This is a genomic window from Terrabacter sp. P2_E3, assembly GCF_056403915.1.
This window is the reverse complement of record NZ_JBFUEN010000017.1, coordinates 63737-76369: the sequence shown is the minus strand read 5'-3', so window position 1 is coordinate 76369 and position 12633 is coordinate 63737. Positions and strand designations below refer to the sequence as shown.

Annotated in this window: 9 protein-coding genes; 2 read left to right on the top strand and 7 right to left on the bottom strand. The window is 71.1% G+C overall.

Annotated features, from left to right (window positions below; all coding sequences use genetic code 11):
- Positions 1–45: 45 nt before the first annotated feature.
- On the top strand, positions 46–1590 hold the full coding sequence (locus tag AC1DW8_RS19535) for an aminopeptidase P family protein (RefSeq protein WP_056823679.1): 1545 nt from the start codon (positions 46–48) through the stop codon (positions 1588–1590).
- Positions 1591–1688: 98 nt separating this feature from the next.
- Here the strand turns inward: AC1DW8_RS19535 and AC1DW8_RS19530 are convergent, their stop codons facing one another.
- From AC1DW8_RS19530 to AC1DW8_RS19510, 5 genes are all read right to left on the bottom strand, one after another.
- The gene (locus AC1DW8_RS19530) at positions 1689–2747 is read right to left on the bottom strand and encodes a hypothetical protein (protein ID WP_056770821.1); all 1059 of its coding nucleotides are present in this window, start codon (positions 2745–2747) and stop codon (positions 1689–1691) included.
- Positions 2748–2816: 69 nt separating this feature from the next.
- On the bottom strand, positions 2817–3419 hold the full coding sequence (locus AC1DW8_RS19525; protein ID WP_056770824.1) for a YflT domain-containing protein: 603 nt from the start codon (positions 3417–3419) through the stop codon (positions 2817–2819).
- A gap of 40 nt (positions 3420–3459) precedes the next feature.
- Entirely contained in the window at positions 3460–4659 is a 1200-nt protein-coding gene (locus AC1DW8_RS19520; protein WP_056770827.1) for an acyl-CoA dehydrogenase family protein, read from the bottom strand.
- Between the two features lie 139 nt (positions 4660–4798).
- On the bottom strand, positions 4799–5674 hold the full coding sequence (locus tag AC1DW8_RS19515) for a caspase family protein (RefSeq protein ID WP_056821953.1): 876 nt from the start codon (positions 5672–5674) through the stop codon (positions 4799–4801).
- Positions 5675–5735: 61 nt separating this feature from the next.
- The gene (locus AC1DW8_RS19510) at positions 5736–9188 is read right to left on the bottom strand and encodes a DUF7379 domain-containing protein (protein WP_478095566.1); all 3453 of its coding nucleotides are present in this window, start codon (positions 9186–9188) and stop codon (positions 5736–5738) included.
- 250 nt (positions 9189–9438) lie between these two features.
- Here AC1DW8_RS19510 and AC1DW8_RS19505 point away from each other — a divergent pair, with 250 nt between their 5' ends.
- Complete coding sequence (locus AC1DW8_RS19505) at positions 9439–10347, top strand: serine protein kinase RIO (RefSeq protein ID WP_082622617.1); 909 nt, start codon at positions 9439–9441, stop codon at positions 10345–10347.
- Between the two features lie 90 nt (positions 10348–10437).
- Here AC1DW8_RS19505 and AC1DW8_RS19500 read toward each other — a convergent pair whose 3' ends face one another.
- Together AC1DW8_RS19500 and proS are read right to left on the bottom strand one after the other, a co-directional pair.
- A complete protein-coding gene (locus AC1DW8_RS19500; RefSeq protein WP_478095565.1) occupies positions 10438–11103 on the bottom strand; it encodes a nitroreductase family protein in 666 nt (221 codons plus the stop codon).
- Between the two features lie 111 nt (positions 11104–11214).
- On the bottom strand, positions 11215–12624 hold the full coding sequence (gene proS / locus AC1DW8_RS19495) for a proline--tRNA ligase (protein ID WP_056821959.1): 1410 nt from the start codon (positions 12622–12624) through the stop codon (positions 11215–11217).
- Positions 12625–12633 lie beyond the last annotated feature (9 nt).

The window sequence follows — 12633 nt, the reverse complement described above, 5'->3', positions numbered from 1 at the left end:
AGCTGGTTCGGCGGTCCCCGTGCCGCGTGGCACCATGGCGGGGTGATGAGTGAAGAGCAGAAGACCTCTCCGAGCCGCAAGCGCCCGACGACCGACGAGTTCCGGGCCTTCGTCGCGACAGGGTGGGCGCCGCGCGACACCGGGGTGACCCCCCGGGCCGAGGTCGCCGACCACGCAGCCCGTCGCCGTGACGCCGTCAGCGCCGCCTTCCCCGGTGAGCGCCTCGTCGTCCCGGCCGGCGGCCTGAAGGTGCGCAGCAACGACTGCGACTACGTCTTCCGTCCGCACAGCGCCTTCGCCCACCTGACGGGCCTCGGCAGCGACCGCGAGCCCGACGCCGTGCTCGTGCTCGAGCCGCGCGCCTCCGCCGACGGCGAGGCCGGCGACGGGCACGAGGCCGTCCTCTACTTCCGCCCGCTCGCCGACCGCGACACCGAGGAGTTCTTCGGCGACTCGCGCTACGGCGAGTTCTGGGTCGGGGCCCGCCCCACCCTCGCCGACATCGAGTCCGAGCTCGGCGTCACGGCCCGCCACATCGACGAGTTCGGTGAGGCCGTCGGCAAGGACGCCGGCCAGGTGACGATCCGCGTCGTGCGCGACGCCGACGCCGAGGTCGCGACCCGCGTCGACAAGGCCCGCGCCGCCGCGGCCGAGACGCAGGAGTCCGCCGAGGCCGAGACCCGCGTCGACCGCCAGCGCGAGGCCGACGAGCAGCTCGCCGCGTTCCTCTCGACGCTCCGCTTCGTCAAGGACGAGTGGGAGGTCGAGCAGATGCGCGACGCCGTCGACGGCACCCACAAGGGTTTCGACGCCGTCATCGCCGACCTGCCCGAGGCGGTCCGCCGCGGCCGCGGCGAGCGCTGGGTCGAGGGCGTCTTCGGCCTGCACGCCCGCCACCACGGCAACGGTGTCGGCTACGACTCCATCTGCGCCAGCGGCGACCACGCCAACACGCTGCACTGGATCAAGAACACCGGCGACATCAAGGACGGCGACCTGCTGCTCCTCGACGCCGGCGTCGAGGTCGACTCGCTCTTCACCGCCGACATCACCCGCACCCTGCCGGTCAGTGGCACCTTCACCGACGCGCAGCGCAAGATCTACGACGCCGTGTACGCCGCCCAGGAGGCCGGCATCGCGGCCTGCAAGCCGGGCAACACGTTCAGCGACGTCCACGCAGCGGCCATCCGCGTCATCGCCGAGCACCTCCACGAGTGGGGCCTGCTCCCCGAGGGCGTCGACGTCGAGGGCACGCTCGACGCCGACCACGGTCAGCACCACCGCCGCTGGATGGTGCACGGCACGAGCCACCACCTCGGCATCGACGTGCACGACTGCGCCCTCGCGACCCGCGAGGAGTACTCCGACGCCGAGCTGAAGCCGGGCATGGTCCTCACCGTCGAGCCGGGCCTCTACTTCAAGGCCGACGACGAGCTCGTCCCCGACGAGTTCCGCGGCAACGGCGTGCGCATCGAGGACGACATCCTCATCACCGAGGACGGCTGCGAGAACCTCTCGGCCGCGATGCCGCGCAGCTCCGACGAGGTCGAGCGGTGGATCGCCCGCATCTGGGACGGCGCCGAGGCCTGAGCGACTGACCGACCCTCCCCCACCTGACCGAACGCGGCTTCGGTCTCGAGCTCCGCGGCAGCACACCGCTGTCGAGACGGAACGCCGCGTTCGGTGGGTCAGGGCGACGTCGACGACACCGAGCCGTTCAGGTCGGGGCCCGGGATGCGCGGGCTCCACTGCTCGACGAGCTCGACGAGCGAGGACGCGTCGGCGGACTCGAGGTTCGAGCCGAGCACGGCCGGTGCGCAGTCCGGGTCGATGGTGAGGCGCACGGGCGGCCCCACGGCATACGTGAGCAGGAGCGTGAACCGCCCGTTGCTCGGGTCGTCCGGGCGCTGGCACGTCTGCCCCGTCGGCTTCGTCGGCAGGGCGCGCAGCGCTGCGACGACCTCGGCCGACTTCGCGGCGTCCAGCTGCGCCACCTTCACCGTGCCGTCTGCCGCGTCACGGCACACGGTCGCCGTCGGGTTGCCCTCCGGGGCCAGGCTCCGGTCGTCGCCGAGGCGTCCCCACGACGCCCGGTTGCACGCGGCGACCCCGGCGGACGGAGGGGTGCGCGTGCCGAACATCTGGTCGAGCACGACCGCCGGGCCGGGACCCGACCGGAAGTCGCCGTTCGTCGACGTCGAGCAGGCGTTGGCGTCGGCCAGCGCGCCGACCCACACGATCGCGTCACCGTAGGCGGCCCCGACGACGTATGCCGTCTCGTTGCCGGCCATGAGCGTGCACACCCGCTGGGCCCCGGTGTCGCGCGGCGACCACGTCAGAGCCTCCACCAGTGCCGCCCGTTGCGCGTCGCTCGCGACGGTGCGCTTGGCCAGGCGGAACGGGGCCGAGACCGGCTTCATGATGTCGGCAGCCGGATAGCCGCAGACGACGAGCGAGGTCGGGTCGCGGTCGGGCAGGAGCCGACCCGTGGCGTCGACGCCCTGCGGCTTCTGTGGCACGGGCACGGGCTTGTCGAGGGCCGCGGTGTCGATGGACTCGGGGCACCGCAGACCCCCGTCTGCCTCGACGGGCTGGCTGGTGACGGGCCGCACCGGGCCGGCGGCGAGCGACGTCTCCCCCGGCTGGGGCGCAGTGGCGCTGCCGCACGCGACGAGCGCCACGGCGGCGGCGACGCCGGTCACGAGGACGCGGCCGACGGCATACGGGCGGGGCCTTCGGGACTGCATCGGGCGCTCCTTCGTCGGGGATCCGTCACCGGGAAGGACACCTGGGCGAGCGCATTCGTTGCAGCTGCCTCAGCCGGCGGGAGGCGGCGGACCCGGATGGTCCGGGCTCGACGGCTGCGTCGGCGGCGAGGTCGGAGTGACCGGGGCGATGCCGATGCCCTCCCGGCCGCCGACGTCGATGCCCGCGTCGGCGAGGATCTGGCGACCCTGCTGGGCGAACTTGTGCTCGCAGAAGACCTCGTAGCGGGTCGCGACGACCTGGCTGACCGACGAGAAGTCGCGTGCACCGCGGGTGAAGGCGTAGCCGACGACCGACCAGATGAGGCCGAACACGGCGCCGTAGAGGGCGGTGTAGAGCAGCAGGGTCAACGGGTTCGAGGGGCGGGAGAAGAGCGAGAGGATCAGGCCCACGAAGAGCCCGAGCCACACGCCGGAGAGCAGACCGCCGAGAGCCACACGTCCCCACGTGAGGCGTGCGGTCACCCGCTCCATCTGCTTGAGGTCGGTGCCGACGATGAGGCAGTTCTCGACCGGGAACTGGTTGTCGGACAGCGTGTCGACGGCCTTCTGCGCGTCGACGTACTGCTCGAACACACCCAGCGACATGGGGTACTCGAGGGAGAGTGTCGCGAATCCCTGGCGTCCCCCCGGACCCTTCGGTTGCAGGCTCATGCGTCCATCCTCGCATCCCCGCCGCGGTGGAGAGGGGCCCTCAGGCCTTGAGCTTGTAGTCCTCGACGAGGCGGCGGCCGATGATCATCCGCTGGATGTCGGCCGTGCCCTCGCCGATGAGCAGCATCGGCGCCTCGCGGTAGAGGCGCTCGATCTCGTACTCCTTGGAGTAGCCGTAGCCGCCGTGGATGCGGAAGCTGTCCTCGACGACCTGCGAGCAGTACTCGGACGCAAGGTACTTCGCCATGCCGGCCTCGAGGTCGTTGCGCTGGCCGGAGTCCTTCTTGCGGGCGGCCTTGACCATCATCTCGTGCGCGGCCTCGACCTTGACGGCCATGTCGGCGAGGCGGAAGAGCACGGCCTGGTGGTCGACGATCTTCTTGCCGAAGGTCTCGCGCTGCTGGGCGTAGGAGATGCCGAGCTCGAAAGCCCTTCTCGCGACACCACATCCGCGAGCAGCGACGTTGACACGGCCGACCTCGACGCCGTCCATCATCTGGTAGAAGCCCTTGCCCGGCTCGCCGCCGAGGATCTGCGCGTCGGTCGTGCGGTGCCCGTCGAAGATGAGCTCGGTCGTGTCGACGCCCTTGTAGCCCATCTTGTCGATCTTGCCGGGCACCGTGACGCCCTGGGCGGTCTCGCCGAAGCCCGACTCCTTGTCGACGAGGAAGGTCGTCATGTTCTTGTAGACGGAGTCGGCGCCCGTGTCGGTCTTGACGAGGACGGCGACGAGGTTGGCGGAGCCGCCGTTGGTCAGCCACATCTTCTGTCCTGTGATCGACCACTCGCCGTCGTCGCCCTTGACGGCCTTGGTCTTGATGGCGGCCACGTCCGAACCGCAGCCCGGCTCGCTCATCGAGAACGCACCCCGGATCTCGCCCGTCGCCATCTTCGGCAGGTAGTGCTGCTTCTGCTCCTCGGTCCCGTGCTGGAGCACCATGTACGCGACGATGAAGTGGGTGTTGATGATGCCGCTGACACTCATCCAGCCGCGCGCGATCTCCTCGACGCAGAGGGCGTAGGTCAGCAGGGACTCGCCCAGGCCGCCGTACTCCTCGGGGATCATCAGCCCGAAGATCCCCATCTCCTTCATTCCGTCGACGATCGCCTGGGGGTACTCGTCCTGGTGCTCGAGCTCCATGGCGACGGGGATGATCTGCTCGTCGACGAACTCACGGACGAGCTTGATCAGCTCGGTCTGCTCCTCGGTGAGGCCGTCGGTCTGCTGCAGTCGGGACATGCTCGGATCGCCACCTTGCGTCTGGGCTCTCGGACAACTGCGACCGAGTATGCCGTCGCGCCGGGCACGCGGTCAGTGCGCCCGCGTGTGAGTGTCGACACCTGTGTCCTCGGTCACCGGAGTTCGTCGGAGCCACCAGCTACCAGAGCTGGCCGAAGGCGACCTTCTTGGCCTTGACCGGGCCCTCGAGCGTCGAGCGCTGGCTGAAGTCGCCGTCCTTGAGCCCGGCCGTCACGGTGCGGAGCAGCTCGGTGCGGGTCGCCGTCGGGCTCGCCTTCATGGCCTTGAGGAAGAGGTAGGTGAAGGCCCCGTTGGAGCGGCCGTCGAACGTCGCGTCGGACGCCGTCTGGTTGGGCTTGCACGCCGCGAAGAGGACGGGCTTCGAGGCCGTGGCGCGGCTCTTCGTCAGCTCCACGAGCGCCTTGCGGTCGACGGTGCGCACCGGGGTGACGGCACGGATGGACCTTGTCTGCTCGAGCCCTCTGGGAGTCGGCGGCGGCAGGTAGCGCGGCCTGCGGCCGAGCAGCTGGGCCTGGAGGATCTCGTCGAGGTCCTTGAGGCCGGTGCCGCTGTGGCACGTGTCGAGCAGCACCTCGAGCAGGACGCCGGCGGGCACGCGGGTGAAGAGGTCGCGCAGCTCGTCGTCGACGATGACGGTGTCGCGGTCCCACTGGTCGCCCTTCTGGCGGATGTCGTGGCACGCGAAGGCCTCGTCGAGGCCGTCCGGCTCGTCGTCGCCACCGGGCTCGTTGGGCACCTGCGTGCCGTGGCTGGAGAAGGTGAAGATGAGGTGGTCACCGGCCTTCGCGGTGTCGACGAGCGTCGTCAGCGCCGCCATGACGGCCTTCTTCGTCGCGCCGGCATCGGTGAGCACCGTCGTCGCGCGCGCGGTGAAGCCGAGGGGCCGCAGCGCCTTGGCGATGTCGTTCGCGTCGTTGACGCAGCCGTTGAGCCAGCTCGTCTGCGGCAGCGACTCGAACTCGTTGATCCCCACGCACAGAGCCCTGCTTGCCATGGCCGTTCCTTCCTTCTCGGAACCCCTCGGTTGAGCGGGTTCGACTGGGGTGTATGCCTTTTCACACTGTCTCGAGGACCGCGTCGGGTCTCGCGTACACGACATAGGCGAGCCACGTCGGGTCGTCCGCGTCCCGCGCGGCCGCCCGGGCGAGCGCGCTCGCCCGGGACATCTGGGTGCCCTTGAGCAGCTCCTCGTAGAGCGTCTCGACGAAGACCCGCGCCGGCTCCTCCTGGACCGACCACAGGCACGACACGAAGGCCGAGGCGCCGGCGTCGAGGAACGCCTTGGCGAAACCGCCCACCGTCGTGAAGAGCTCGCCGGACCGTCCGGTCTGACAGGCGTTGAGGACCACGATCGGGCCGACGCTGTCGGGGCCCGTCCAGTCGAGGTTCTGGGACACGTCGGTCGAGCTGAGGTACTGCTCACGAACGCTGGTGCCGCGCCGCTGGCCCTTGAGCAGCACCTTCGCCTCGGCGATGTCGTCGGTACGTGCCGCCCCGTGGCCCGAGAAGTGGAGCAGGTCGAAGCCGCCGCCGCGCAGGAGACGCTCGACGCCGCTCGGGGTCGCCGTCACGGCCTTGGCGCCGAACCGGTCCTTGAGGTAGCCGGCCTCGGCGACACCGACGTCGTTCTTGAACATCGGGTTGGCGTAGACGGGACAGATCGACCGTGCGTGGCCCCGGCGCACGCGGACGGCCCGGGGCGGGAAGCTGCCGAGCTGCCAGCGCACGAGCCCGCCGGACGCGAGGAAGCGTGGCGTGGTGCCGCGCTTGCCGCGGGCGGGCTTGAGGTGAACGAGCTCCCACGGCACGAACGGCTCGTCCGTGTAGACGATGAGGTCGTGCACGAGCTCGCGGTGCTCCCAGAGGTAGGCCTGCATGTCCTCGGGGAAGAACTGGTCGAAGAGCATGGTGCCGGTGTTCTGCAGCTGCGACATCCTCTGGCGCGGCGTCAGGTCGGGGTCCTTGATGACCCGCTCCACCTCGGCGATCCGGTCGCGCACGAACTCGTCGCGCCCGAGGATCGGTGCCGACTCGAAGACCCGCTCGGCCTCGCCCGGCACGAGCCGGAGCGCATAGCTGTAGACGCGCTCGCCCGTGACGCGACGACTCTCGACGATGTCGAGACAGGGCAGGCCGTCGAGCTCTGGGGCGTCGATCCCGGTGTGGACCGTGGCGGTGACGGGCGTCGGGGCGACCATCCCCGCAGCGGCTGCGGTCGACTCCAGGGTGACCGTGGCGACGGGCACCCAGCCCTGTCGTAGGACGACGGAGACGCGGACGGGCCCGGGCGCCAGGGCACGTACCCGGAAGGTCAGCTCGCTGGCCCAGTCGCCGCTCGGCAGGCCGAAGACCTTGGCGTCGGTCTCGAGGACCTGCACGTTGTCCTTGGCGTAGACCTGCACACTGATCGGGCGCTCCGCGTCGACGTGGACCGTCCTCGAGACGTGGACCGTGCCCTCCGTCGGTGCCAGCGTCTGCCGTGCCAGCCGAACCCGCACCGTGGCGTCGGCACCCGGGGACACCGTGGAGGGCATCTCCGCCGCGAGCTCGGCCTCCGTCGTGCCCTCGAGAGGGCTCGTCGGTCCAGTGCTCGGGGGCCTCTCGCGGTCACGGCGCGTCGCCTGCTTCGCCGTCGTCTTCGTCGCCCTCTTCGACGTCGCCCTCGTCGGCGTCGCCTTCCGGACGCCCGTCCTCACCGGCGGCTCCGCCCGCGGGCCGGGTGATGGTCTCGCAGGCGGGCGTGCGGTCGTGCCGGGAGGCCTGGTCGCGGACGGCGGACGGGCGGCCGTCGGGGGCCGGGCGGCGGTGGTCGGCGCCTCCACCTCGGCCATCTCGAGTCCACGCTCGTCACCACCACCGTCGGCGCCGAGCACCGGCCCCGCGGTCATCCACTCGGGCAGGTGCGCCTCCGCGTCGGACGCGCCGAGCCCGAGCGGCAGCCACTGCGAGATCGCGCCGATGACGGAGAGCTGCGAGAAGTAGTTGACGTGGTACACGACGTCGTTGGTGCCGAGCGCGAACGTGTCGCGCACGTAGCCGCCGGTCGGCGGGCCGATCGCCGACATCGAGTCGGTGTCGACGACGAGGTCGTTGCGCCCCTTGAAGATCCCGTCGACGAAGCCCTCGGCGAGACGGACGGCGAGCTCGCGGGGGAACTCGGGCGGGTTGTGGTGGTCGTCGAAGAGCGACACGTGGAAGTCGGACGAGACGACGTACCAGCTCGTCCCGGGCCGGGGCTGGCCGGGCTGGTCCTCGTTGAGGCTCGTGACGAAGGGCCCGTCGGGCGTCATGGCGGCGAGGCCGGGCACGCCGTCGTCGCCGGCGGCGTACGACACGAGGTACTTCACGAGCGCGCCGACGCCACGGACGACACCGCTGACGACGGCCGCGAAGGGGGCCCCGCCGGGCACGAGGGAGAGACCGGCGGCGGTCACCAAGACGAGGTTCGTGTAGAGGTCGACGAGGTCGTGCCAGCGCTCTGGGTCGGCGAGGTGGGTGCCGCCGTTGGTGGAGGCCACGAAGACGATGGAGTCGACCGCGACGCGCAGTCCGGCACCCGGCAGCACCGACTCGACGAACGACCGCGTGACCAGCCCGCCGCGGCTGTGCGTGATGACGTCGAGGACGAGCTCGCCGTCGTGGGGCGCGAGCAGGGCGAGCAGGTCGCGGGCGTTGCGCTCCGGGTCGACGCTGAGCGTGCGGTGGTCGAAGCCGATGACGGCGTCGTACGCGGACACGAGGGTGTCGACGAAGCCCTCCGCGCCGGGCGTGACGGCGAGAGCTCCGAAGGCACTGGTGGTCGACGAGAACGTGCCGTGGACGAGGAGCAGAACCCGTGCCGCGCGGTCGGTGGGGAGGCCCACCTCCGCGAGCGAGCCGACGGGCTTCCACGCGTCGAGCGCTCCCCCCGTGACGTGGACGAGCCCGGTGCGCACGCCTGACTCGAGTCGCTCGACGACCTTGCCGACGATGACGGGCGCGGCGAAGCGCAGCACGATCGCCTGGAGGACGCCGTGGGCGAGGTCGCCGAGCAGCCCACGGTCAGCCGGTCCTGCGCCCGGCCCGTCGAGGCCCCGTGACCGCGGTCGCGGACGGCGCGCGCGCTGCGGCTGCATCGACAGGGCGAAGGACACGGTGCGGGGGCCGGGGTCGATCGACCGCGTGCGCTCGGCGGCATCGACCGGCAGGTGCCACGAGTAGACCCCGTCGCGCTCGAGCAGGACGACGGCGTCGTTGCCGGCCGGCACGTCGACGTCGAGCTTCACGGTGCCCGCCCTGTTGGCCGGCGCGGGACCACCCAGGTCGCGAGATCGCTGTGGTGTCAGGTCGATCCGGTCGACGACGACGAAGTCGTCGGTGCGCAGGGCCTCGACGAGGGCGGCCCGCTCGGCCGCCCGCCGGTCTCCTGACGGCAGGTCCCGGTCGGTGCGGTCGGTCGCGGCGGACGCGTCGTAGCCGCGGGGCGCGCGCACGCGCACCGCTCCCCCGCCGAAGGACGCGGACGGCATACCTGGGCTCCCTCCGAGACGTCTCCCCTGCTCCTTGCCACGGTAGAGGTGAACGGGGGGCTCGGTGATACAGATCGCGGCAAACGCTCGAAGCCACGCGGAATCAATTCCGTTGCGCGGGACCCACTGGATGCGCCAGTCTCTTCGCGAGCGCAGTGGCACACGGCCACACGCCAGACCCCAAGGAGGGTGACATGACCATCACGGCCCCGGGCATGCCTGCCCACATCTCTTCTTCCTTGGAGTTCTCTTGTCATTCAACGCTTTTCACGACGACGACCTCGCGGTCGTCGACACCAGACTGACCGCTCGGCGCACCCTCGGCCTCGAGGACGAGCAGTACGCGGTCGACACCGACCCCGACGGCCCTCCCGAAGGTGACCGGTGGTCGAGCTGGGACGGAGCCACGCACGGCCCGAAGCCCCGCCCCGACTGGGTCATCACCGACCTCGGCGCCGTCGAGGCCGACCTCGGGGTGCTCAAGACCGGCAAGGAGGCCGACGTCCACCTCGTCCGACGGTGGGTGCCCGGCTCCGCCGACCGGGACGTGCTCATGGCCGGCAAGCGGTACCGGTCGAGCAAGCACCGCATGTTCCACCGCGACTCCGGCTACCTCGAGGGCCGGCGGGTGCGGAAGTCGCGCGAGACGCGGGCCATCCGGACCCGCACCGCGTTCGGCAAGGAGCTGATCAGCGGCCTGTGGGCGTTCGCCGAGTTCGAGACGCTGGTCCGCCTCTGGCACGAGGGGCTGCCGGTGCCCTACCCGGTGCAGATGTCCGACGACGAGATGCTGATGGAGTTCATCGGCACCCCCGACGGGCAGGCCGCGCCGCGGCTGGCGCAGGTGCGTCCGGACCCGGACCTGCTGCCCGTGCTGTTCGAGCAGCTGCGTGAGGCGATGCTGCGGCTCGCCGAGCTCGGCTGGGCGCACGGCGACCTCTCCCCGTACAACGTGCTGCTCGAGGGCGAGGGGGACGACGCGCGGCTCGTCCTCATCGACTGGCCGCAGGTCGTCGACGTCATCGGCAACCCGCACGGCCCGGAGTTCCTCGAACGCGACACCCACAACATGTGTGACTGGTTCACCCGTCGTGGGTATGCGGTCGACGAGGGCCTGCTCTTCGGTGACCTCATCGCGGCGGCGACGTCGCGGTGGTAGCGACGCTCGTCGTCACACCGATGGGCCACAGACCAGATGGAGGCCACCCGTTCGTGGGGTGGCCTCCATCGTCTGTGCGGGCGCTCTCGGTCAGTCGGTGAGGAAGTCCGCCGGGTGGCCGAACTTCCCGGAGTGGACGAAGGCCTCGAGCGGCAGGCGGGACCGCGGCAGCCGCGCCCGGGCCAGCACCCAGTCCGGCATCTCGCCGTCGTCGTCCGGGCCGGCGGGCAGTCCGAGCGCGATGCCCGTCGTGACCGCCCAGTGCGGCGGCACGGCGAACCGCTCGGTCGCCGCACCGTGGTCGAAGCCGCCGAACTGACGCACCTGCAGGCCCATCGAGCGAGCCTGCACGGTGATGTGGGCGACCGCCTGCCCGAGGTCGAACATCGCGTAGTCGCTGTAGGCGAGCTCGTGGTCCTCGTCGGTCGCGACCTGGTGCAGCGTCAGGATGATCGCCGAGGCGGACGGAGCCCACACCTGGTTGGCTGACGAGAGGACCTCGACCATGGCGGCGTGCGTGTCGTCGCCGCGCAGGCCGACGAGGAAGCCCCAGGGCTGCGAGTTGCCGGCCGACGGCGACCATCGCGCGGCCTCCAGGATCGCGCGCAGGGCGTCGGGGCCGAGCAGGTGCGAGCGGTCGTAGACCATGACGCTCTCGCGGTCGCGTAGCAGGGGCGTCAGCGTCTCCGGCTGCGCCGTGGGTGCCATCTGAACCGCGGGCGTATGCCGTCCGCCGACCACCGTCTCGTCACTCACGTCTCGATCGCCGTCCTCACGCACTCGTCAACCATGCCGCAGCCCGGCGTCTTCCCGGCCCGGGTGTGGGCGGCACCACGCCGGTGGCCGACGGATCGGCGACGTGCCATGTCAGTAGGCGCGGCCGACGACGGCGAGCACGCCGGCGTCGGACTCCGAGGTCGGCACGGTGCCGTCGGGCATCGTCAGGCACCGGACCGTCACTGCCGACTCCGCGAGCAGCGACTCTCCCTCCTCACCGAGGGTCGACCACGGGATGGTGGCCCAGCCGGTGCGGGCCGCCTCGGCGGCCTCCTCGAGGGTGCTCACGGCGGCGGTGTTCGTGTCGCGGTGGGCGAGCGCGGCGGCATACAGCGCGTCGTGGTCCTCGTCGAGCGCGGCGGTCACCGTGTCGACGACGCCGCCGAGCGGCACCGACGACTTGCCACCGGCGATGCGTCGGGCGACGGTGACGGAGCCCTCGGCGAGGTCGCGGGGACCGACCTCGACCCGCAGCGGGATGCCCTTGAGCTCGGCGTCGACGGCGCGACGTCCGAACGGCGTGTCGACACGGGCGTCGAGCTCGGCCCGCACCCCGCGCGCGAGGAGATCGGCGACGACCTGACGCGCTGCCTCGACCACGCCCTCGCCGTCCTTGACGACCATGACGAGCGCCTGGACGGGAGCGAGTCTCGGCGGCACCCGCAGACCGTGGTCGTCACCGTGACCCATGATGAGGCCGCCGAGCATGCGGGTCGAGCTGCCCCACGACGTCGTCCAGCACGTCTCCTGGCGGCCCTGCTCGGACAGGTAGGTGATGTCGAAGGCCTTGGCGAAGTTCTGGCCGAGCTCGTGGCTCGTGCCCATCTGCAGGGCCTTGCCGTCGCGCATCATCCCTTCCAGCGCAAGGGTGTTCGTCGCACCGGCGAAACGCTCGCGCTTCGTCTTGCGACCGAGGACGACGGGCATGGCGAGCATCTCGCGCATGAACGGCGCGTAGACCTCCTCGTGGATCCGCTTCGCGTAGAGGCGCGCGTCCTCCTCGGTGGCGTGCGCCGTGTGGCCCTCCTGCCAGAGGAACTCGCTCGTGCGCAGGAAGATCCGCGGGCGCAGCTCCCACCGCACGACGTTGGCCCACTGGTTGAGCAGCAGCGGCAGGTCGCGGTAGCTCTGCGTCCACTTCGCCATGTACTCACCGATGACCGTCTCGGAGGTCGGGCGCACGACGACCTTCTCCTCGAGCTCCTTGCCCCCGGCGTGGGTCACGACCGCGAGCTCGGGGCTGAAGCCCTCGACGTGCTCGGCCTCGCGGCTGAGGTAGGACTCCGGGATGAAGAGCGGGAAGTAGGCGTTGCGTGCGCCGGCCTCCTTGATGCGCCGGTCCATGTCGGCCTGCATCCGCTCCCAGATCGCGTAGCCGTACGGTCGGATGACCATGGTGCCGCGCACCGGACCGTTGTCGGCGAGCTCCGCCTTGGCGACGATGTCCTGGTACCACCGGGGGAAGTCCTCGGACTGGGGTGTGAGCACGGTCTTGGCCATGGCCCCGAT